This is a genomic window from Nonomuraea sp. SBT364 (assembly GCF_001083785.1).
Lineage (GTDB): Bacteria > Actinomycetota > Actinomycetes > Streptosporangiales > Streptosporangiaceae > Nonomuraea.
In genome coordinates this window covers 41,560-60,949 of the sequence record NZ_LAVL01000013.1, presented here as the reverse complement: position 1 = coordinate 60,949, position 19,390 = coordinate 41,560, and the positions used below count along the sequence as shown (strand labels likewise).

Genomic DNA, 19,390 nt, shown 5'->3' with positions numbered 1-19,390 from the left:
CGACCCGGTCCGGGTTGGTGCCTGCAGGCGCGGCCGGACCATGTCGACGCTGCGCAGCATCGCGTTGGCCAGCACGTTGTTCGGACTGATGAGCTCCACGGGGTTGGTACGGCCGTTCATCGGATTCGGGCCTCTCGGTCAGATGGTCGGGACGGGGAGCTGGGCCAGGATGAACTTCACGCGCTGGCCGGGCTCGTCAGCCGGGACGAAGATCGGCTTGTAACCGGCGTCGTAGTAGCCCTGGATGATCAGCTCGTGTACGCGGCGAATCTCTCGCTCCTTCGCCCACACGAGGTCGTCTTCGGAGTCGAAGTCGTCCAGCGGGTCCAGGATGAAGACCGCGTCGTAGCGGTAGATGCGAGCCGCCTCCTCCAGCTCCGGGTAGGGGCCGAGGCCGAAGAACGCATCCCAGCCGTACCCGTCAGGGATGCCGCGGTTGTAGAAGCGCAGGCCCTGCTTGTGCGCGCAGTATTCGGCGACGAAAGCGGCCAGGACGTCGCGAGAGTAGTCGCGCCGGTCGGCGACCTGCAGGTGCCGGCCAAGCCGGTCGCGGTGCTGCCGGTAGATTTCCCGCGCGGGCTCGCCCTCGGTGCACGGGACTCCCAGGTCCTGCAGGCTGGCGATGACGGCCTCCTTGCCTGCGGACGGCCCTCCAGTGATCACGTACCGGCGGGGCGGGGTGGCGGGGTTGAGAAGCTGATCGAGACTCATGCTGGTCCTTCCTGGTCGTGGCCGGGACGGCCGGTGAGTGCCCGCCGCCAGGTCGCGGCGAGCTCCGCACCGCCGGCGGCCGCTTCCAGCCGGGCGGTGAAGTCGGGCAGGGAGCCCTCGGGGTTGAAGAGGCCGGCGAGCAGCAGCTCTTGCCCGGGGGTGAGGGCGGGGGTCCAGCCGGCCGACGCGCCGATATCGTCGGGGCCGAGCTCCGTTGCGGCGTGCAGCAGCACGGCCCCGTACGAGGCCCGGTACCTGGCGGCTGCATGCAGGATTGCGGCGTGCCGCCACAGGGCGGTCGCGGCCGTGGCGGCCAGGTCCTCGTCGCTGGCCTCCATGCTCGCCAGCCGGGCCACGGTCAGCAGCGCGGCGCGCAGCTGGTAGACCGCACCCCACAGCGCGGCCAGGGCGTGCTGGTGCTCGGCGGCCTCCCATGCGAACACGTCCGCCGGCAGTACGAACGGGCCCCGTGCTGCGCGCAGCTCGGGGGCGACCGCGTGCCGGCTGGCGAAGGCCTCGCTGTCTCGGCGCAGCTGCCAAGCCAGCAGACCAAGGATCTTCGGCTCGATCCGCTTACGGAAGTGGTGCACCTCGTAGTCGGCGGCGGCCGCGGCGGCGGACCGGCGGGCTGTCAGGGTGGCGCCAGAGGTGGCGGGATCGGCGCCGAACAGCAGACGGCTCGGTGCGGCCAGCTCGCCGTTCTCCAGCCGGTCGAGCTGCTCGCGCAGCAGCGCGTCCAGCGCCCGGGCCCGGCTTGCCGGATCGTCCGGCTGCACCGCTCGGGCGCGTACTCCGCGCAGCGCCATGAGCCCGGGCCCGCAGTCTCCGGCCCGGACAGGTATCCCGGACCGCAGCAGCACCCGGAGCTCGTCCGGCAGCGCGTCGACCGCGCCAGGCGCGGTCGTCTCGGATGTGGTCATGCCTCCACTATCGCAAGGATGCCCACAAAATGCCCACTGATATGCCCAGAATGAGCCCACTCTTTTCGGATGCGGAGCGGCGTAACATGCCGCCCGCCGGCGTACGACGACGCCCCCGGCTCGCACCTTCGGGTGCGGGCCGGGGGCGTTTCGTCGTGTCTGGGCTACCGCGCCAGCCGCCATTCGCCCTTCTGCTCGGCGAATCCGGACTCAAGCGCGAACTGGAACCGCTCGATCTTGGCGTTCTTGGGCACCTCGAAGACGAGCGTTCCGCGCCGCTGGTCGCCGGCGGCCAGAGTGACGCGAGGCGACAGCCAGCACCAGCTGTCCACAGACGACCACGTCATGCGCACCTGCTCAGGTATCTCTCGTCGCGCCCACGCCAGGCTGCTCGCGTTGTCCGGGTCCATGCTGCTCCCGTCATCCTTCGGTTGTCGCGGTTTCGATGTCGTCCAACAGCGCGCGGAGCCCGGCGACCACCGCCCGCGCCTGGTCGGGGTGGGTTCGGGCGTACGTTCGGAACGTCGGTCGCTGGATCGTCCGGCTGATCGTCGCCCGCAGGCGTTCAGCCTCCGCGGTGAACGCCTCGACAGGGCCGGCGGGTTCGGCAGCGGGCCCGGCCTTCAGGTCGCCGGCCAGGTAGGCGCGGATCTGCGCGGCGGCCGCGACCGGATCGAACCGGTCGCCGGCGACGACGGCTGCGGCGCCCTTGAGTACCGCCGCGGTGACCCGCACGCCGTCGGCCTCGGCCACCGTCTGATACACCACGGCGGCGGCGTCCTGGCCGTGCCGGTCGGCCAGCGGCAGCAGCTCGCGGATTTGTCCCTCGTTGAGGGAGCTGAGACCAATTGGTCTCAGTCGTTCGGCGAGTGGCCAGGCCGCGATGAGCCGGTCGGCTTGGCGGCGGGTCATGTCCCACCGGCTCGCGCAGTACGCCTCGAAGGAAAGGTGGCCGGCCCGGTACAGCCGGGCGTCACGGATGGTCTGCAGCGCTTTGCCCGCCGCCCACCAGGCCAGCCGAAGTCCGTCCAAGGCAGCCTCGCAGGTGAACAGGTCCGCCCGCTCCTGCTCGGTGAGCTCGCCGTCGGCTCGCGGCTGGACGTACGGGGCCGGCACCGCGTCCGGGGCCGGCGGGGCCAGGAGAGCGCCCGCCAGCGTCTGCGGGTCGGTGGCTTGCGCAGGCTGGGGGTCGGGCCCACGGCGGGGACACGTCGGTCAGTTCGTCGCGGCGGGCGATGAGGTCGTCGAAGCCGCGGCGTCTCTGCTTGCCCTCGCCTCTGGCTGCCGTCATGCGCGGGCCCCGTGGCGGGTGCGGCCGCTGCGGTGGACGCGGCCGATGTTGAGCGGCAGCTCGGTGTGCACGGCGGCGACATCCTCGCGGATCTTGGGTGAGTGCCGCTCGTTCCAGCGGGTGATGGGCACGCCGGCCTTGAGGCTGTTGGGCCACGCCCGGTAGAAGCGGACGAACGACCGGAAGTGCGGGATGCCCTGCCGCTCCAGAGTGTGGGCAGTCCCTCCAGTTCCATCAACTCGGGGGCTCCGGCGTCTTTCTGCCGGGAAGGTCAGGCAGGCGCTGTGGTCCAACGTCGCTACCGATGGCCATCCGTAGGATCGCCCACATGGGAATGTATGTCTCGGTGAGAGGGTGGCTCGAGCTCGACTTCGCCCATAGGCCGAACGCCGAACGCATCATCGAGGCGGACACGGACGACCTCTACTCCGGCGGCTGGGCCTGGCCGACAAAGCCCTTCAACTGGACGCTCTACCTGTTCTATGGCGGCGACATCAGAGAGAGCGCACTCCAAGAGATCCGAGCCCAGGTCGAACAACTCGCGGCCCTGTCTCCAGTCGATGAGGACGACGATCGGCCTCGGGGGGTCTTTATGGTCACCAACGAGTGGGGCCAGGCCCGATGCTGGCACATACGTGACGGTGCGGTTCTCGATGTCCCGGTGCCGGGATCGGCGTTCGCCACGGCCCCATCCACTTGCAAGCCGGCCGAGGCCGGTCCCACACCCGCCGAACCCCGGCAGAGCGCACCCTGAAGGATGACGGACGGTGGGGTGATCCGCCGAGGCGAAGTTCGCGGGCCGGATGGCACCCCCATGGCGGCGGCGTCCCTCGTCGGAGAAGAGGCGCCCGCGCGACGTCCTTGGGAGCGCCGAGGGGGTTACGGGGTCACGTAGTGGTGGAGGAGGGCGGGGGTGCCGGTGGTGTCCAGCCAGTCGGCGCGGGTGGTGGCGACCCGGCGCCAGCCTGTGCGTTCGTAGAAGGCGATGGCCGCCTCGCCCTCGGCCGACACTTCCAGCTTCAGCGGTGTCCGTACGGCGGCGCGTACGGCGTCGAGGAGCTGGGCGGCGAGGCCGCGGCCGCGGGCCGCCGGGGTGACGAACAGACGGGTGATCTCGGCGTCCGCGCCCAGGCCGACGTGGCCGAGCACCGCGCCCGCCGCGTCCGTCGCGATCCAGGCGGACGTCAGGCCGGCCGGGGTCAGCCAGGCGTGCGGGTCGTCCGGCCAGTCGACCGGGTAGCGGTCGGCGGCCTGGACCTGGGCCAGCGCATCGACGCAGGCGTCCAGGTCAGCCGGGGTGCGGGGACGGATCCTCATGCCCGCAAGCGTAAAGCCACCGCGCGGGCGTTACTGCGGTTTGCCGGTCGTGCGGGTTTCGAAGGTGCGGCGGGCGCCGCCGAGGCGGGTGCCGGTGGCGGCGTCCAGCTCGCGGGTCATCGCGGGGAGACGTCGCCGGCCCTGCGGTGCACCTTCCTACGACGCGGTGTCGAGGCATGGAGACCCCCGCGACCTGCCCTTGTGCAAGGTGAGACGCCGTCGGCCGAGGTAAAGGGCGATCTTGGAGTGCGTCCATGACGTCCGGCGGAGGTCAGCGTGGGAAGCGGGCTATCCAGCGGCGTTGCCACGGCGTCTCGACCGCCCTGCGGTGGTGGTGCTCGCGTGTCCAGGCCACGGCCTCCGGCGGGGTGAGGCCGGACAGCACGGCGAGGCAGGCCAGGACGGTGCCGGTGCGGCCGACGCCGCCCCCGCAGGCCACCTCGACGGCCTCGCCTGCGACGGCCCGCTCGTGCAGGGCGCGGATGTGTCCGACGGCCGCGTCGCGGTCGCGGGGCAGCAGGAAGTCGGGCCATTCGACCCAGTCGTGCGCCCAGTCCAGGGCGGCGTCGTGCTCCCGGCGCAGCCGGTGCGACCCCAGGTAGAGGCCGTAGGCAGGGGTGGGGCCCGAGGGCAGGGGATGGCGCAGGCCGCGGCCCCGGACCCAGGAGCCGTCGGGAAGCTGGAAGGAACCTGCCAGGCGGGTCATGAGACGACCCGGCGGCGGTCACGGTGGTTGGCGACGTTGAGGCGGTTGCCGCACACGTCGGGCATGCAGTAGCGGCGCCGGCCGGCCCGGCTGATGTCGGCGAACACGCCCCGGCAGCCCGGCGCCAGGCAGGCCCGGAAGCGCTCGTGGCCGAGGGTCCGTACGACGCCGAGCAGCGCGACGCCGACCAGGGCGGCCAGCTCGTCGGCGAGGGAGGCGTCCGGGGCGGTGGGGACGTACCACTGCCAGCGCGCCGAGGGGTCGCGGTCCAGCACCGGGCTGAGCCCCGCGCGGCGGGCCAGCACGGTGGCGCCCATGACCGCGTGCTCCTCGGTCTCGGTCTCCAGGACTCCGCGCGCCTCCCGGCGGAAGAGCTGGACCGCGAACAGGTCGTCGGCGGAGCCGGGCGGCAGGTCGTGGCGGGTGAGGAACTCCGCCAGCGCCTCGGCGGTCGGCAGGCCCTCGGCGCCCCGCACGGTGGGTGACGTCGACACCAGGTCGTTGGCCACCGCGGCGCCCCAGGCGTAGTCGGCCATGGGTATCAGCAAGTCTCGCCTCCTTTGTAACCGGTATGGCGAAACTATAACCCTTACACGGACGCGCGCGCGACCAGCCGGGAGCGCAACGTGTGCGTCTCGCGGGCCGGTTCGGCCCCCTCCAGCGCGTCGAGCAGCACCTGGGCGGCCTTGGCGCCCAGGTCGTGCACCGGCTGCTCGATCATCGTCAGCGGCGGCTCCATCACCGCCGCCCACGCGCTGTCGTCGAACCCGATCAGCGCCACGTCACGCGGATAGGCCAGCCCGGCCGCGCGCAGCGCCCGCAACGCGCCGGTCACCGCGTCGGTCTCGGTGCAGAACAGTGCCGTGGGCCGGTCGGGCATGGCGAGCATCCGGCCGACCTCCTCGGTCGCCTGCTCCTCGGTCTTGCGCCCGACCATGACCAGCTCGGGGTCGAACGGGATGCGGGCGTCGTCGAGCGCGTCGAGGTAGCCGCGCAGCCGCTCGCCGTCCGTCCACAGGTTGCGCGCCGCCTCGGCCAGCAGTTCGCGCCGGGTGGCGGGCGGCCGCGTCATCGGCGGCCCCCACACGAACCCGATGCGCCGGTGCCCCGCCGCGATGATGGTCTCGACCGCCTCGCGGGCCGCGTCGCGGTTGTCGATGACGACCGTGTCGAGGTCGAGCGCCGCCACCGCGCGGTCGACCAGCACCACCGGGACCCGCTCCATCGCCGCCCTGATGTGCGCGACCTGGCTCTTGCCGACCGCCGCCGACGACAGGATGACGCCGTCGACCCGCTTGTCGAGCAGCACGTTGACGGCGGCGATCTCCTCTTCGAGCTTCTCGTACGTGCTCAGCACGATCGTGTCGAAGCCCCGGGCCCGCGAGGTGTCGCAGATGCCGCGCACCACGCCGGCGAAGAACGGGTTGCCGATGTCGGCGACGATCACGCCGAGGGTGTGGCTGACGCCGGTCGACATGCTGCGCGCGAGCTTGTTGGCCCGGTAGCCGAGCTTCTCGGCGGCGGCGAGCACCCGCTCGCGCAACTCGGGGCTGACGTATCCATAGCCGCCGAGCGTGCGCGCCGCCGTGGCCCGGCCCACGCCGGCCTCGGCGGCCACCTCGGAGATCGTCGGCGGGCCCGCCGCCTGACCCCGATCAGCAGGCATGGATGCCGTCCCTCATTTCTCGATTCTAGTCAAGATCGGCTGCCCGCCGCCGAACGCGCCCTCGACCAGGCACTGCTCGTAGGCGGCCGCCGCCCCGTCACGCAGCGCCGGCTCCAGCGCGGCCCGTTCCCAGCCCGCGCGCAGCAGCGAGACCGCGAACCCGGCGAGGAACGCGTCCCCGCAGCCCATCGTGTCGACCGGCTCGTCCACCGGCAGGGCGGCGGCCGACACGGTGACCTCGCCGTCGTGCGCGATCGCGCCCTCGACCCCGCGGGTGGCGAGCGCGATGCCCGCGCCGCGCCGTACCACCTCCGCCAGCAGCGCCTCGGTGGCGGCCACGTCCAGGTGCGAGCAGGACAGCAGGACCAGGTCCGCGTGCGGGCAGATCCGGTCCAGGTAGGCGGGGGTGCGGAACTCGTCCTCGCTGGACAGGTCGTAGCTCACCCGGGTGCGCAGCTTGGGCAGTTCGCTCTCGCTGCGCGAGTAGACGCTGGAGTGCACCAGGTCGAAGGAGGAGGCGTACGCGGCCAGCCCGGCGTCCAGGACGAGCGGTTCGCGTACCGTGACTCCCCCGCCGTTCCAGCCGAGGAAGACGCGGTCGCCGTCGTCGACCCGCAGGTGTGACACGCCGGTCTCGCCGGGCCGCACCACGCACCGGTCGACGGCGACCCCCTGGGCGGCGATCGACCCGCGCAGGAACGGCCCGAGCTCGTCGTCGCCGAACACTCCCAGGTAGGCGGCTTCGACGCCGAGGCGGCGGGCGAACACGGCCACGTTCACGCTGTTGCCGCCCGGATAGTCGATGCCGCGGTCGAGGAACCGGTCGACGATGTTGTCGCCGAAGCCGAGCACCTTCATCAGTAGTCCATCACCCGGTAATAGCGGCGCAGGTCGAGCGAATGGTCACGGACCCGCTCCAGGTGCTTGCTGACGCGGCTCAGCACGGTGTCGAGGACGAGCGGGCCGAGCAGGCCGCGGAACTCGGGGCTGATGCCGTTCAGCGGGTAGTCGCGGGTGTCGAAGACCGTGACGTCCTGCGACACGCGGCGGGCGAAGGCGATGGCGCGGTCGGTGAGCGGGCGGGACTCGTCCTCGCCCTGGAAGATCAGCACGCTCGTGCCGGCTTCGAGCAGCTCCAGCGAGCCGTGGAAGAACTCGGCGCTGTGCACCCGGGTGGTGCGCAGCCACTGCATCTCCTCCAGGATGCACATCGAGTAGAGGTATGTGAACCCCCACAGGTTCCCGCCGCCGATGAGGAAGTGGTAGTCGCTGTCCTTGTGCGCCTCGGCGAAGGCGGCGGCCACCGGTTCGGCCTGCTCGGCGACCTCGACGAGGACGCGCGGGATGTCGGCCAGCTCGCGGGCGAGCTTTCCGTAGCCGTCGAACTCGCCCCGGCGGTCCAGCAGGCGGCCCATGAACAGCAGCATCTGGTAGTCGAACGGCCACGTCTTGGGCTCGCTGAGCAGCACCTCGTCGACGTTCTGGGCGACGGGGGAGTCGGCGTAGCCGGTGAAGCCGACGGTGCGGGCGCCCTTGGACCGGCAGTACTCGACGGCCCGCACGACGTCGTCGGTGGTGCCGGTGACCGAGGTGAAGACGGCCACCGTGCGCTCGCCGAGTGCGGCGTCACCGGTCACGACGAGCTCGGCCGCGATCGCCGAGCGCACGTTCAGCGCCGACGTGCGCCGGGCCAGGTGCTCGTAGGGCCACATCTGCGCGTAGGTGCCGCCGGCGCCGACCAGCAGCAGGTTGTCGAACCCCTCGTCCACCAGCCGATCGACGAGCTCCTCGATCTTGGGTCGCAGGGCCACCGCGCTGGCGGCCTGCTTGATGAACTCCGGCTCATCGAATTTGAGCATGTTGCGCGTCCTTTCAACCTGATACCGGTATCACGCGGAGGTCACGCTGGCACATCCCATACGAAGCCGTCAACACGTCGGCAAACAGAAGATCTTGGATTCAGGTCTGGTACCGGTATCAGGATCGCTGTAGTGTCGCTCGACACCAGCTCCGAGAGAAAGGAAGCCCATGCGCTCTCGCGCTCTGACGACGCTCGCGGCACTCGTCGGGACCTCGGTGCTCACCCTCGCAGGCTGCGCAGGCGAGTCGGCCCCGGCTCCCGCGGCAGCCGACGTCGCCGCCACGCCCGAGTTCTCCGGGACCCTGAGCATCCTGACCAAGTTCGCCGGGGAACCGCTGAGCCCCTACTTCGAGGAACTCGCCGCCGAGTACCGGCGCGCGCATCCCGAGGTGAAGGTCGAGCTCATCCAGGAGACCGACCAGAGCATCAAGGACAAGATCAAGACCCTGACCGCCTCGAACGCGCTGCCGGACATCTTCTTCACCTGGACCGGCAACTGGGCCGAGAACTACGTGCGCGGCGGCCGGGCCGCCGACCTCACCAAGGTGATCGGCCCCGGCACCGCGTGGGGCAAGACGTTCAGCCAGGCGTCGCTGTCGGCCTTCGCCTACGACGGCAAGTACTACGGCATCCCGCTCTACAACAACGGCAAGTTCATGGGCTACAACAAGGGCGCCTTCGCCAAGGCCGGGATCGAGGTGCCGAAGACGTTCGAGGAGCTGATCGGCAGCTGCGCCACGCTGCGGAAGGCCGGCTACGAGCCGATCACGTTCGGCAACAAGGACGGCTGGCCCGCGCTGCACTACCTGCAGCAGCTCTTCGCCTACAACGTGCCGCCCGAGACGCTGCGCGCCGACTTCGCGCCGGCGACGGCCAAGCTCGACCATCCCGGCTACGTGGCCTCGCTCAAGCAGTTCAAGACGCTGGTCGACCAGTGCACCGACACCCGCGAGGGCACCAACGGCGTGCTCTACAGCTCGGCGCAGGAGGCGTTCTCCAACGGCAAGGCGGCCATGTACTACCAGGAGATCCTGGAGTTCGACAACGCCACCGCCGGCAAGGTCGTCAAGCCCGCCGACTTCGGCATCTTCCCGCTGCCGGTCCCCCAGGGCGCGGCGGGCGACCCGAAGGTGATCGAGGGCGCGCCCGAGGGCTACCTGATCAACGCCCGGTCCCCGCGAGCCGCGCTGGCCGTCGACTTCATGAAGTTCGTGACCGACGCGAAGAACGCCAAGACCCTCTCCGCGCCCCCGTACGGCCAGCCGAGCACCGTCGTCGGCGCCGTCACTCCCGAGACCTCCAGCAAGGCCGTCCACGAGGGCATCGACCTGGTCAACAAGGCGTCCGGGCTGGCCATCTGGCTCGACACCGTCACGGTGCCCGAGGTCGCCGACGCGTGGCTGTCCGGCGGCGAGGCGCTCATCAGCGGCGGCAAGACCCCCGAGCAGGTGCTCGACAGCGTGCGCCAGGCCTCGGCGTCAGCCAGGTAGGACGAGCCGGTGCGCGCCATCATCCGCCTGGCCTGGGTCGTCCCCGCGCTCGTCCTCGTCGGCGTGTTCGTCTACCTGCCGCTGGTGCAGAACTTCGGCTTCAGCACGCTGGAATGGGACATCTACAGCGGCAGCCGGCAGTACGTCGGCCTGGACAACTATCGCAAGCTCCTCGACGACCCGGTCTTCTGGTCCTCCCTCGGCAACAACCTGCTCTACGCGGCGATCTCCGTCGCCGTCCAGGTGTTCGGCGCGCTCGTGCTGGCCGCGCTCATCGAGAGCGTCCGCTCCGAGCGGTGGCGGCGCGGCCTGCGGGTGGTCTACTTCATCCCGTCGGCGATCTCGCTGACCGTCGCGGGCCTGCTGTTCTACTTCCTGTACGAGCCCAACCTCGGAGTGCTGAACCACGCGCTCGACGCGGCGGGGCTCGGCCACCTGGCCCAGGCCTGGCTCGGCCAGGAGAGCACCGCCATGCTCGCCGTCATCGCGATGAGCCAGTGGCAGGGGTTCGGCTACTCGACGCTGCTGTTCGCGGTGGCGATCCAGCGCATCCCGTCGGAGATCTACGGGGCCGCCGCCATCGACGGGACCGGGCCGGTGCGCCGCTTCTTCAGCGTGACGCTGCCGCTGGTGCGGGAGATGACCGGGCTGATGACCATGGTCACGATCTCGGGCGCGTTCCAGGTGTTCAACGAGGTCATGGTGATGACCGGCGGCGGGCCGGACAACTCGACGCAGGTGCTGGGCACGTGGCTGTACCGCAGCGGGTTCGTGCGCAACGACTTCGGCTACGCGGCGGCCATCGCGACGGTGCTGTTCGTGCTCACGCTCGCGGTGGCGCTGGCGCAGCTCTGGGTGACCAGCAGGAGAAGGGTGGAGTGGTGAGCCGGCTGAGCTTCGCGGGCGTGATCGCGCGCCTGTTCATGTGGGCGTTCCTGCTCGCGCTCGTGGTCGTCGTGGTCTATCCCCTGCTGTGGATGGTGCTCAACGGGTTCAAGACCAACGCCGAGCTGTTCGGCGACCCGTTCGCGCTGCCGGTGGACTGGAGCTTCGGCAACTACGCCAAGGCGTGGAACCGGGGGGTGAGCGGCTATCTCACCACCAGCGTGCTGGTGACGGTGACCTCGACGGTCGCCACCGTGTTCGTCAGCGCGTGGGCCGCCTACGGGCTGACGCGGGTGGCCATCCCGCTCAACAAGGTGTTCACCGGGCTGATCCTCGGCGGGCTGATGCTGGCGCCGACCGTGGCGCTGGTGCCGCTGGTCAAGATGTTCCAGTCGATGGGGCTCTACAACAGCTTCTGGGCGCTGCTGATCCTCTACACGGCGTTCCGGATCCCGTTCACGACGTTCCTCATCCGCGCGTACATGATCGATCTGCCGCGTGAGGTGGACGAGGCGGCGGAGATGGACGGGGCGGGGCGGTGGACCGCGTTCTGGCGGATCATCCTGCCGATGTGCAAGCCGATCATCACCTCGGTGGTGCTGCTGCAGATCCTCTTCACCTGGAACGAGTACCTGTTCGCGATGGTGTTCACCAGCGGCAGCGGCGTGCAGACGCTGCCCGTCGGGCTGACCAGCCTGATGAGCAAGCACGGGACCGAGTTCCCCGTCGTGTTCGCCGGTATGGTCATCGCTGCCGTGCCGGTGGTGCTTCTGTTCCTTTTCGGTCAGCGTTACATCGTCAAGGGCCTCGCGGACGGGATTGGGAAATAGCGTGAACATCACCGGATCGAACTTCTCCTACCAGCACCTGCCGTTCGAGCGGTTCCTCGACGACGCGGCCGACCTCGGCCGTACGGAGCTGGAGCTGTGGGGGATCGCGCCGCACCTGCACGTGCCCCGGGTGAGCGACGCCGAGGCGCGGGCCGTCCGGCGGCAGGCCGAGTCGCGCGGGTTGCGGGTGCGCTGCCTCACGCCCGAGCAGGTGATGTATCCGGTCAACGTGGCCTCGCCGGTCACCTGGATGCGGGCCGACAGCGTCGCCATGTTCCGCCGGGCCGCCGAGCTCTGCGTCGAGCTGGGGGCCGAGCTGCTGCTGCTCACGCCGGGGCGCGGGTTCGAGGACGAGCCGGTCGAGGCCGCCTGGCGGCGCTCGGTGGACGCCATCGGGGACATCGCCGGCTACGCGGGCACGCTGGGCGTCACCTGCGTGCTCGAACCGCTCCAGCGGGTGGAGTCCAACCTGGTCAACAACGCCCGCACGCTGGGCAGGATGCTGGACGAGATCGGCGCGCCGAACCTGGGCGCGGTGCTCGACACCGTCGGCATGGCGACGGCGGGGGACAGCGTGGACGACTACTTCGACGCGCTCGGCGACCGGGTTCGCCACGTGCACCTCATCGACGGGAGCCCGGCCGGGCATCTGGCCTGGGGCGACGGCGAGCTGCCGCTGGGCGACTACCTGGAGGCGCTGGAGCGCCGTGGCTACCGGGGAGCGATGACGTTCGAGCTGTTCGGCGACGGGTCGTACGCCTTCGACCCGCGCCCGGTGGTGGAGCGCTGCCTGGAGGCTGTTCGTACTTTTTCGTGAGAAAGCGGGAACCGTGACCGCGCGGGGTGGCAATCACTGATGTCAGTGCCCACCCCGAAAGGTCCTCCAGATGCCACAACAGCGCTCGCCGCTCGCCGAGCCCGGGACGGGCGGTGACGCCGAGGTGATCGCGCGCTCCCGGCACGATCCCGAGGCGTTCGCCGTCCTGTTCACCCGTCACGCGCCCGCGCTCAAGCGGTACGTGGTCCGCAGGCTGGGCCTGGAGGCGGCCGAGGACATCGTGGCGGAGACGTTCACGGCGGCCTTCCGGCAGCGCGGCACGTACGACCTGACCCGCGCCGACGCGCGGCCCTGGTTGTACGGGATCGCGACCAACCTCATCGGCAGGCACCGCCGCAGCGAGATCACCCTCTACCGGGCGCTGAGCCGTACGGGGGCCGACCCGGTGGTGGAACCGTTCACCGACCGGGTCGAGGGCCGGGTGGCGGCCGGCGAGGTGCGCGGCCGGCTGGCCGCCGCGCTCGCCGCCCTGCCCGCCGGGCACCGGGACGCGCTGCTGCTGGTGGCGTGGGGCGAGTTCAGCTACGAGGACGCGGCCAGGTCGCTCGGGGTGGCCGTGGGGACGGTGCGCTCACGGGTCTTCCGGGCCCGGGAGAAACTGCGCCGGGCACTGGGCGACGCCGATCCCACCGCTACGAGCGAGGAGTACGGACATGGATGAGATGGATCTGCTCACCGGGCTGCGCGACGAAGTGCCCCGCGACCTGGACGTACGCGCCGAGGAGGCCCGGCTGCTGTCGGTCGTCCGGGCGCAGGCCGTCCCGGTCGGGAAGCGGCGCGCCCGCTGGCGGCTGGGGGTGGCCCTGGTGGGGGCGCTCGGGCTGGCGGCGGCCGCCGTCACCGTCCTGCGGGCCGGCGAGCCGCCCGTGCCGCCCTCAGCGGCGCGGCCCAGCGCGGCCACCGTACTGGAGGACGCAGCACTCGTGGCCGAGAAGTCCGAGATGCCGGACATCCGGCCTGACCAGTGGATCTACAAGAAGGAGGGCCAGCCGGTCCCCACCCTGCCCGTGTACGAGTCGTGGCACCGGATGGACGGCAAGCGGACGGCCATCAGGGAACCCGGGGGCGAACTCAAGATCGGCAAGGGGGAGAAGGGGCCGACGAACCCCATCAAGACGCAGGCCGAGCTGGAGAGCTTCCCCGACGACCCGGACGAGCTGCTGGCGCACATGCGGACGATCGACTCCAGGGCCGGCTCCATCTGCCAGCCGGAGTGCCCGCCGGGCACCGAGGCCGACGTGAACGCCTTCGGCACGATCCAGTGGTACCTGAAGTTCGGGCCGATCATCCCGCCGGAGAAGGCGGCGGCGATGTTCCGGGCGATGGCGAAGATCCCGAACGTCCGGATCGAGGAGAACGTCGACACCGGCGGCGGGCGCACGGGCCTCGGCGTGGTGCTCGACCTGGGGGAGGCGGGCAGGGGCTACACGATCCTCGACCCGGTCGACTACGACTACCTGGGCTGGAAGACCGTGCGCGGCGGTGAGGTGTTCGCCCTGCCGATGCTGGCCTCGGGGCTGGTGGACGAGGCCGGCCAGGTGCCCTGACGCTACAGCCAGCCGCGCTGGTCGGCGATGCGGACGGCCTCGGCGCGGGTGCGGGCACCGGTCTTGCCGATGGCCGCCGACAGGTGGTTGCGCACCGTGCCCTCCGTCAGGCAGAACTGGCGGGCCAGATCGGTGACGGTGCCGCCGTCGGCGGCGGCCAGCAGGATCTCCCGCTCCCGGCAGGTGAGCGGGCTGGCGCCGCCGGCCAGCGACTCGGCGGCCAGCACGGGATCCACGACGCGCAGCCCCGCGTGCACCTTCCTGATCGTCTCGACGAGCCCTTCGGGGGAGATGTCCTTGACCACGAACCCGGCAGCGCCCGACTCCATCGCCCTGCTCAGGTAGCCGGGCCTGCCGAACGTCGTCAGCATGATCACCCGGCAGCCGAGCGCGGTCAGCCCGGCGATGGTGGTCAGGCCGTCCCTGCCGGGCATCTGGATGTCGAGCAGCACCACGTCGGGGCGCAGCTGGGCGGCCCCGGCCAGCGCCTCGTCGCCGTCCCCGGCCTCGCCCACGACCTCCAGGTCGCGCTCCAGCCGCAGCAGCGCGGCCAGCGCGCGGCGCAGCAGCGTCTGGTCGTCGGCGAGCAGCACTTTGATCATTGCGGGCACTCCGCCCGTAACCGGTAGCCGCGGGCGACCGGACCGGCCTCCAGCGTGCCGCCGATGGCCGCCAGCCGGCCGGCCAGCCCGGTCAGGCCCTGCCCGGCAAGGCTCTGCCCGGTCCCCGGCGCGCCGTCCGCGTGGCCGACGCCGTCGTCGCGGATCTCCACGAACGTCGGCCCCAGCCTGACCCGGCACCGGCCCGCGCCGCTGTGCCTGATCACGTTCGTCACGCCTTCCAGCAGCGTGTAGGCGAAGATCTGCTCGCAGGTCACCGGCACCTCGGGGGCCTCCCGGGGCAGGTCGGGCGTGATCCCGGCGGCCACCAGCGCGTCCCGCGCCGTCGTCAGCGCCCCGGCCAGCGACAGCGCGTGGTTGCCCGCGACGGAGGAACGCACGTCGTGCAGGGCCTGCCGGCTCAGCCGTTCCACGTCCGCGACCTCGGTCCGCGCCTTGTCGTGCGCCCCCTCCTCCAGCAGCCTGCGCACCAGCCCGGCCTTCACCGAGATCGTGGTCAGCGAGGAGCCCACCGAGTCGTGCAGGTCGCGGGCCAGCCTCCGGCGGTCCTCGTCCACGGCCAGCCGGGCGATGGTGGCGTTGGCCGTACGCAACTGGTGGGTCAGCCGGAGGAAGCCGTGGATGGCCAGCGCGGTCAGCACCACGACGAGCATCATCATGAGTTTCGCGTCGACCGAGCCCCGCAGCAGGCTGTCGGCCACCACGACGGCCGCCGCCAGCGACCCGGCGGCGGCCACCGCCCACAGCCCCGGCATCATGATCGCGAACAGCGCGACCGGGAAGCTGAAGCAGAGCGCGTGGTGCCCGTGGCCGAGGACGACGACCCCGGCCAGCGCCGTCACCGCCACGCAGCACCAGGCCCGGGCCGCGACCCCGCGATGGGACACCCATCCGTAGGTGAACACGTAGGCGGCGCCGAAGGCCACGATGGCCGCCAGCTCCCCCGCCGACCGTGCCCGGACGGCGATGGACCAGAGCGGCGCGGTGAAAAGGATGGCGAAGAGCCGGTTGATCCAGCCTGACGCGACCATGATGATCACAACATAACCCGGGCGGAATCCTGTGTTAAGTGGCTAGACGCGGGCGGTGTCCCGCTTGTAGAGCATGACCACCAGCGCCCCCGCCACCAGGAACCAGGCAGCCGACACGAGCACGCCGAGCAGGTCGGGCACCCCGCCCACGGCCAGGTTCCTGGCCTGTTCGGCCAGCCAGAAGCTGGGCAGCGCGTGCGCGAAGGCCACCATGAAGTCCGGCAGCGCCTCCACCGGCACCCACAGCCCGCCGAACAGCGCCAGCATGAGGAACGCCGCCACGTACACAGCGCCGACCGCGTCCGACTTGACGGCCAGCCCGATGAGCAGCCCCAGCACGCCGAACGGCAGCGACCCGAGCCAGGCCGCGACCAGCACCAGCACCCACTGCGCGATCGTCAGCCGCACGCCCTTGACCAGGAACCCGGCGGCCAGGATCAGCACCACCGCGGGCAGCACGACGACCAGCGACACCACGACCTTGCTCGCCACGTACGACCAGCCGGGCAGCGGCGTGAGGCGGAGCTGCCGGTTCCAGCCGGCCTGCCGTTCGGGGGCGACCCGCTGCCCGACGCTGATCGCGCCGGAGATCGCGCCGAACGCGACCATGCTGATCATCATGTACGTGACCATGTCCAGCCGCCCGGCGTCCAGGCCGCCGAACACCTCCGACATGATCAGGAAGAACACGGCGGGGAACAGCACCGCGATCGCCAGGAACTCCATCGACCGGCTGAGCAGCTTGAGCTCCGTCACGATGAGCGCACCCATGACTCACACCTTTCCACTGGTCAGGGCCACGAACGCGGCCTCCAGCGACATGGCCGTCACCGAGACGTCCCTGGCCTGAGGGAACGCGGACAGCAGGGCACGCAGCGCGGAGTCGGAGTCCAGGCAGTGCAGCGTCACCAGCTCGTCGCGCCGCTCCACCAGGCCGACGCCGGGCAGCTCGCGCAGCTTCGCCACGTCGGCGCCGGGGACGGCCGCGCTGATCGTCCGGCCGTCGACCCGCGACGTCACCTCGGCCACCGAGCCGTCGGCGATCACCCGGCCGGCCCGCATCAGCACCACCCGGTCGGCGAAGTCCTGCGCCTCGGCCAGATAGTGGGTGGCGAACAGCACGGTCCTGCCGCCGTCGGTGTAGGCGCGCATGGCGTCCCAGAAGTCGCGGCGTCCCTGCACGTCCATGGCCACGGTCGGCTCGTCCAGCACCAGCAGGTCCGGGTCGCACACGAGCGCGGCGGCGAACCGGACGCGCTGCTTCTGCCCGCCCGACATCCCGCCGTACCTGAGTCCGGCGTGCCCGGCGATCCCGGCCCGCTCCAGCGCGTCCCGCACACGCAGCGGCTCGGGGTACTGCGCGGCCATGACCTGGACGATCTCCCGCCCGGTCATCTCGTTGAGGAACCCGCCCGACTGCAGCATCGCGCCCACCAGGCCCTCGGCGGTGGCCCTGGCCGAGGTGCGGCCGAACAGGCGCACCTCGCCCCGGTCGGGCGTGGTGAGCCCGAGGAGCATCTCCATCGAGGTCGTCTTGCCCGCGCCGTTGGGGCCGAGCAGCGCCACCACCTCACCCGGGGCGATGAGCAGGTCCACCCCGTCCACCGCGCGCACCTGGCCGAACGTCTTGTGCAGCCCGCGCAGGCTCACCGCCGCGCCGGCGTCCGCATCCGTCAGCATGACGTCATTGTGGGAGCGGATCCCCGGCGACGCCTCGCTCACCTGTCACGACCTGCGCGTGACACCTGTCATGGGTTCCAGGTCGTCGCCCTCGGCAGCATCGCCGTCACGATCAGCCCGCCGCCCTCGCGCGGGCGCGCCACCACGTCGCCGCCGTGCGCGCGCGCCACCGACCGGACGATCGACAGGCCCAGCCCGGCGCTCTTCCCGGTGACCAGCCGGTCCCCGCCGAGCTTGCGGAACGGCTTGAACAGCTCCGGGATGTCGTACGGCGGGACGGCGGGCCCGGTGTTGGTGACGGTCACCGTGACCTGTCCGCCCGCGGCGGTCCGGCTCGACACCCGGACCCAGCCGGTGCCGTCGTGCGTGTTGTGCCGGATGCCGTTCTCCACCAGGTTCATCACCAGGCGTTCGAGAAGCAGCGCGTCGCCGCTGGTGGGCGCCGGGAACGCCTCCTCGTGCACGGTCACCTTCTCCTGCTCGGCCTCCGGCGCCGTCTGCCCGACCACGTGCGTGACGACGTCGGCCAGGTCCACCTGGGAGCGGTCGGCGATCTCGTGCTCGGCGCGGGCCAGCAGCAGCAGCCCCGAGATGAGCCGTTCGTGCCTGGCGTTGATCTCCAGCAGGCTCTCGCCCAGCTGCTTGACGTCCGTGGAGGCCGTACGCCGATGCATGGCCAGCTCCACCAGCGCCCGGTTGAGCGTGAGCGGGGTGCGCAGCTCGTGCGAGGCGTTGGCGACGAACCTGCGCTGGCCGTCGAAGGAGTGGGCGAGCCGCTCCACCATCGTGTCGAACGTGTCGGCCAGCTCCTTGACCTCGTCCAGCGGGCCCTCCAGGGCGATCCGCGCGGCCAGGCCCCGGTCGGCGATCGGCGCGGCGGCGATCCGCCGCGCGGTCGCGGTCACCCGGTGCAGCGGGGCCAGCACCCGGCCGGCCACCAGCCAGCCCAGCCCGAACGCCAGGGCGCCCACCACGGCGAGCGCGATCACACCCTGCACGATCAGCGAGGTGAGCGCCGCGCTGCGCAGCTCCTCCTCCTGCTGCCGGATCAGCGCCAGCGACGCCTCCGGGCTGAGCGGCACCCCGTCGAGCATGATGCTGAGGAACCTCCGGTTCCTCCCGTCCCCGCCGTCCGGATCGCCGTACTTGTTCTCGAAGATCCGCGTCACCTCCTGGTTGAACAGCAGGTACGTGACGCCGAGCAGCACCAGCCCGGCCAGCAGGAAGAGCGCGCCGTACACGACCGTGAGCCGGACCCGCAGCGAGATCGGCCTCATGAGATGCGATACCCCGCGCCCTGCACGGTCTCCACGACCGGCGGGTCGCCGAGCTTGCGGCGCAGCTTGAGAATCGTCAGCCGCACCACGCCCGTGAACGGGTCGGCGTGCTCGTCCCATGCCTTCTCCAGCAGTTGCTCGGTGGAGACCACCGCACCGTCGGCCCGCAGCAGCTCGGCCAGCACCGCGAACTCCTTGTTCGACAGCGGGACGTACCGGTCATTGCGGTAGACCTCCCGGCGGGCCGGGTCGAGCGTGAGCCCGGCCCGCCGCAGCACCGGCGGCGCGGCCGGCCGCGCCCGGCGGCCCAGCGCGTGCACGCGAGCGGCCAGCTCCACGAACGCGAACGGCTTGGCCAGGTAGTCGTCGGCGCCCAGCGACAGCCCCGTCACCCGGTCGCCGATCTCCCCGGCCGCGGTGAGCATCAGCACCCGCGCCGTCGAATCGGAGGCCACCAGCTCCCGGCACACGTCGTCGCCGTGCACGATCGGCAGGTCCCGGTCCAGGATGACCACGTCATAGTCGTTGACCGCGATCCGTTCCAGCGCCGCCTCGCCGTCGTGCGCGGTGTCGACGGCGTGCGTCTCGTCCCGCAGCCATTCGGCGATCGCGTCGGCGAGCATCCGCTCGTCCTCCACCACCAGCACGCGCATGCTCATGCCCTTCAGTTGACCTGGGACGATGGTGACGGATGGGTTGTTTACTTCCTGTTAGCGCCGA

Annotated in this window: 24 protein-coding genes; 7 read left to right on the top strand and 17 right to left on the bottom strand. The window is 71.3% G+C overall.

Annotated elements, in window-relative coordinates; translation table 11 throughout:
* Positions 1 to 138 precede the first annotated feature (138 nt).
* The 5 genes from ADY59_RS51200 to ADY59_RS53270 all read right to left on the bottom strand — a co-directional run bounded on the left by ADY59_RS51200 (position 139) and on the right by ADY59_RS53270 (position 3,053).
* Positions 139 to 711 (bottom strand): AAA family ATPase, encoded by a 573-nt coding sequence (locus ADY59_RS51200; protein ID WP_049560196.1) that lies wholly within the window; start codon positions 709 to 711, stop codon positions 139 to 141.
* A complete protein-coding gene (locus ADY59_RS51195; protein WP_049560193.1) occupies positions 708 to 1,631 on the bottom strand; it encodes a hypothetical protein in 924 nt (307 codons plus the stop codon). Before ADY59_RS51195 ends, ADY59_RS51200 begins: the two co-directional genes overlap by 4 nt.
* A gap of 164 nt (positions 1,632 to 1,795) precedes the next feature.
* On the bottom strand, positions 1,796 to 1,978 hold the full coding sequence (locus ADY59_RS49775; protein ID WP_156325392.1) for a hypothetical protein: 183 nt from the start codon (positions 1,976 to 1,978) through the stop codon (positions 1,796 to 1,798).
* Between the two features lie 73 nt (positions 1,979 to 2,051).
* On the bottom strand, positions 2,052 to 2,747 hold the full coding sequence (locus ADY59_RS09215) for a hypothetical protein (protein ID WP_049560192.1): 696 nt from the start codon (positions 2,745 to 2,747) through the stop codon (positions 2,052 to 2,054).
* 171 nt (positions 2,748 to 2,918) lie between these two features.
* Positions 2,919 to 3,053 carry a hypothetical protein gene (locus ADY59_RS53270; protein ID WP_269433568.1) on the bottom strand — a complete coding sequence of 45 codons (135 nt, stop codon included), beginning with the start codon at positions 3,051 to 3,053 and terminating at the stop codon, positions 2,919 to 2,921.
* A gap of 197 nt (positions 3,054 to 3,250) precedes the next feature.
* Here ADY59_RS53270 and ADY59_RS09210 point away from each other — a divergent pair, with 197 nt between their 5' ends.
* Positions 3,251 to 3,676, top strand: coding sequence for a hypothetical protein (locus tag ADY59_RS09210; RefSeq protein ID WP_049560189.1), 426 nt, complete (start codon positions 3,251 to 3,253; stop codon positions 3,674 to 3,676).
* Positions 3,677 to 3,801: 125 nt separating this feature from the next.
* Here ADY59_RS09210 and ADY59_RS09205 read toward each other — a convergent pair whose 3' ends face one another.
* From ADY59_RS09205 to ADY59_RS09180, 6 genes are all read right to left on the bottom strand, one after another.
* Positions 3,802 to 4,239, bottom strand: coding sequence for a GNAT family N-acetyltransferase (locus tag ADY59_RS09205; RefSeq protein ID WP_049560187.1), 438 nt, complete (start codon positions 4,237 to 4,239; stop codon positions 3,802 to 3,804).
* Positions 4,240 to 4,510: 271 nt separating this feature from the next.
* Complete coding sequence (locus ADY59_RS09200) at positions 4,511 to 4,945, bottom strand: phosphatase domain-containing protein (protein WP_049560186.1); 435 nt, start codon at positions 4,943 to 4,945, stop codon at positions 4,511 to 4,513.
* A complete protein-coding gene (locus tag ADY59_RS09195) occupies positions 4,942 to 5,493 on the bottom strand; it encodes a CGNR zinc finger domain-containing protein (RefSeq protein WP_049560185.1) in 552 nt (183 codons plus the stop codon). The genes ADY59_RS09200 and ADY59_RS09195 overlap by 4 nt, the downstream gene beginning before the upstream one ends.
* Positions 5,494 to 5,534: 41 nt before the next feature.
* Positions 5,535 to 6,611, bottom strand: a complete 1,077-nt coding sequence (locus ADY59_RS09190) for a LacI family DNA-binding transcriptional regulator (RefSeq protein ID WP_049560184.1) — start codon at positions 6,609 to 6,611, stop codon at positions 5,535 to 5,537.
* A gap of 12 nt (positions 6,612 to 6,623) precedes the next feature.
* The gene (locus tag ADY59_RS09185; RefSeq protein WP_049560182.1) at positions 6,624 to 7,469 is read right to left on the bottom strand and encodes a PfkB family carbohydrate kinase; all 846 of its coding nucleotides are present in this window, start codon (positions 7,467 to 7,469) and stop codon (positions 6,624 to 6,626) included.
* Positions 7,469 to 8,470 carry an SIS domain-containing protein gene (locus tag ADY59_RS09180; protein ID WP_049560181.1) on the bottom strand — a complete coding sequence of 334 codons (1,002 nt, stop codon included), beginning with the start codon at positions 8,468 to 8,470 and terminating at the stop codon, positions 7,469 to 7,471. The genes ADY59_RS09185 and ADY59_RS09180 overlap by 1 nt, the downstream gene beginning before the upstream one ends.
* Positions 8,471 to 8,639: 169 nt before the next feature.
* Here ADY59_RS09180 and ADY59_RS09175 point away from each other — a divergent pair, with 169 nt between their 5' ends.
* The 6 genes from ADY59_RS09175 to ADY59_RS09150 all read left to right on the top strand — a co-directional run bounded on the left by ADY59_RS09175 (position 8,640) and on the right by ADY59_RS09150 (position 14,062).
* Positions 8,640 to 9,962: an ABC transporter substrate-binding protein gene (locus ADY59_RS09175; protein ID WP_049560179.1), complete on the top strand. Its 1,323-nt coding sequence runs from the start codon at positions 8,640 to 8,642 to the stop codon at positions 9,960 to 9,962.
* Positions 9,963 to 9,971: 9 nt separating this feature from the next.
* Positions 9,972 to 10,847 carry a carbohydrate ABC transporter permease gene (locus ADY59_RS09170; protein ID WP_049560178.1) on the top strand — a complete coding sequence of 292 codons (876 nt, stop codon included), beginning with the start codon at positions 9,972 to 9,974 and terminating at the stop codon, positions 10,845 to 10,847.
* The gene (locus ADY59_RS09165; protein ID WP_231618617.1) at positions 10,844 to 11,677 is read left to right on the top strand and encodes a carbohydrate ABC transporter permease; all 834 of its coding nucleotides are present in this window, start codon (positions 10,844 to 10,846) and stop codon (positions 11,675 to 11,677) included. Before ADY59_RS09170 ends, ADY59_RS09165 begins: the two co-directional genes overlap by 4 nt.
* A 1-nt stretch (position 11,678) precedes the next feature.
* Positions 11,679 to 12,494, top strand: coding sequence for a sugar phosphate isomerase/epimerase family protein (locus tag ADY59_RS09160; RefSeq protein WP_197093510.1), 816 nt, complete (start codon positions 11,679 to 11,681; stop codon positions 12,492 to 12,494).
* Between the two features lie 70 nt (positions 12,495 to 12,564).
* On the top strand, positions 12,565 to 13,176 hold the full coding sequence (locus tag ADY59_RS09155) for an RNA polymerase sigma factor (protein ID WP_049560170.1): 612 nt from the start codon (positions 12,565 to 12,567) through the stop codon (positions 13,174 to 13,176).
* Positions 13,169 to 14,062, top strand: coding sequence for a CU044_5270 family protein (locus tag ADY59_RS09150; RefSeq protein WP_156325391.1), 894 nt, complete (start codon positions 13,169 to 13,171; stop codon positions 14,060 to 14,062). Before ADY59_RS09155 ends, ADY59_RS09150 begins: the two co-directional genes overlap by 8 nt.
* Before the next feature lie 2 nt (positions 14,063 to 14,064).
* Here the strand turns inward: ADY59_RS09150 and ADY59_RS09145 are convergent, their stop codons facing one another.
* From ADY59_RS09145 to ADY59_RS09120, 6 genes are all read right to left on the bottom strand, one after another.
* Positions 14,065 to 14,664: a response regulator transcription factor gene (locus tag ADY59_RS09145; RefSeq protein WP_049560164.1), complete on the bottom strand. Its 600-nt coding sequence runs from the start codon at positions 14,662 to 14,664 to the stop codon at positions 14,065 to 14,067.
* Positions 14,661 to 15,713, bottom strand: a complete 1,053-nt coding sequence (locus ADY59_RS47450; protein ID WP_231618626.1) for a sensor histidine kinase — start codon at positions 15,711 to 15,713, stop codon at positions 14,661 to 14,663. Before ADY59_RS47450 ends, ADY59_RS09145 begins: the two co-directional genes overlap by 4 nt.
* Before the next feature lie 42 nt (positions 15,714 to 15,755).
* Positions 15,756 to 16,484 (bottom strand): ABC transporter permease, encoded by a 729-nt coding sequence (locus tag ADY59_RS09135; protein WP_049560161.1) that lies wholly within the window; start codon positions 16,482 to 16,484, stop codon positions 15,756 to 15,758.
* 3 nt (positions 16,485 to 16,487) lie between these two features.
* Positions 16,488 to 17,393 (bottom strand): ABC transporter ATP-binding protein, encoded by a 906-nt coding sequence (locus ADY59_RS09130; protein WP_049560364.1) that lies wholly within the window; start codon positions 17,391 to 17,393, stop codon positions 16,488 to 16,490.
* A 68-nt stretch (positions 17,394 to 17,461) separates the two neighbouring features.
* Complete coding sequence (locus ADY59_RS09125) at positions 17,462 to 18,670, bottom strand: sensor histidine kinase (RefSeq protein WP_049560158.1); 1,209 nt, start codon at positions 18,668 to 18,670, stop codon at positions 17,462 to 17,464.
* Positions 18,667 to 19,323: a response regulator transcription factor gene (locus tag ADY59_RS09120; RefSeq protein WP_049560362.1), complete on the bottom strand. Its 657-nt coding sequence runs from the start codon at positions 19,321 to 19,323 to the stop codon at positions 18,667 to 18,669. The genes ADY59_RS09125 and ADY59_RS09120 overlap by 4 nt, the downstream gene beginning before the upstream one ends.
* Positions 19,324 to 19,390 lie beyond the last annotated feature (67 nt).

What these genes read in the sequence shown, in the direction of transcription:
- ADY59_RS51200 (WP_049560196.1), bottom strand. Translation starts at nt 711, where the DNA reads ATGAGTCTCGATCAGCTTCTCAACCCCGCCACCCCGCCCCGCCGGTAC.
- ADY59_RS51195 (WP_049560193.1), bottom strand. Translation starts at nt 1,631, where the DNA reads ATGACCACATCCGAGACGACCGCGCCTGGCGCGGTCGACGCGCTGCCG.
- ADY59_RS49775 (WP_156325392.1), bottom strand. Translation starts at nt 1,978, where the DNA reads ATGACGTGGTCGTCTGTGGACAGCTGGTGCTGGCTGTCGCCTCGCGTC.
- ADY59_RS09210 (WP_049560189.1), top strand. Translation starts at nt 3,251, where the DNA reads ATGGGAATGTATGTCTCGGTGAGAGGGTGGCTCGAGCTCGACTTCGCC.
- ADY59_RS09205 (WP_049560187.1), bottom strand. Translation starts at nt 4,239, where the DNA reads ATGAGGATCCGTCCCCGCACCCCGGCTGACCTGGACGCCTGCGTCGAT.
- ADY59_RS09200 (WP_049560186.1), bottom strand. Translation starts at nt 4,945, where the DNA reads ATGACCCGCCTGGCAGGTTCCTTCCAGCTTCCCGACGGCTCCTGGGTC.
- ADY59_RS09190 (WP_049560184.1), bottom strand. Translation starts at nt 6,611, where the DNA reads ATGCCTGCTGATCGGGGTCAGGCGGCGGGCCCGCCGACGATCTCCGAG.
- ADY59_RS09185 (WP_049560182.1), bottom strand. Translation starts at nt 7,469, where the DNA reads ATGAAGGTGCTCGGCTTCGGCGACAACATCGTCGACCGGTTCCTCGAC.
- ADY59_RS09180 (WP_049560181.1), bottom strand. Translation starts at nt 8,470, where the DNA reads ATGCTCAAATTCGATGAGCCGGAGTTCATCAAGCAGGCCGCCAGCGCG.
- ADY59_RS09175 (WP_049560179.1), top strand. Translation starts at nt 8,640, where the DNA reads ATGCGCTCTCGCGCTCTGACGACGCTCGCGGCACTCGTCGGGACCTCG.
- ADY59_RS09155 (WP_049560170.1), top strand. Translation starts at nt 12,565, where the DNA reads ATGCCACAACAGCGCTCGCCGCTCGCCGAGCCCGGGACGGGCGGTGAC.
- ADY59_RS09150 (WP_156325391.1), top strand. Translation starts at nt 13,169, where the DNA reads ATGGATGAGATGGATCTGCTCACCGGGCTGCGCGACGAAGTGCCCCGC.
- ADY59_RS09145 (WP_049560164.1), bottom strand. Translation starts at nt 14,664, where the DNA reads ATGATCAAAGTGCTGCTCGCCGACGACCAGACGCTGCTGCGCCGCGCG.
- ADY59_RS47450 (WP_231618626.1), bottom strand. Translation starts at nt 15,713, where the DNA reads ATGGTCGCGTCAGGCTGGATCAACCGGCTCTTCGCCATCCTTTTCACC.
- ADY59_RS09135 (WP_049560161.1), bottom strand. Translation starts at nt 16,484, where the DNA reads ATGGGTGCGCTCATCGTGACGGAGCTCAAGCTGCTCAGCCGGTCGATG.
- ADY59_RS09130 (WP_049560364.1), bottom strand. Translation starts at nt 17,393, where the DNA reads ATGCTGACGGATGCGGACGCCGGCGCGGCGGTGAGCCTGCGCGGGCTG.
- ADY59_RS09125 (WP_049560158.1), bottom strand. Translation starts at nt 18,670, where the DNA reads ATGAGGCCGATCTCGCTGCGGGTCCGGCTCACGGTCGTGTACGGCGCG.
- ADY59_RS09120 (WP_049560362.1), bottom strand. Translation starts at nt 19,323, where the DNA reads ATGCGCGTGCTGGTGGTGGAGGACGAGCGGATGCTCGCCGACGCGATC.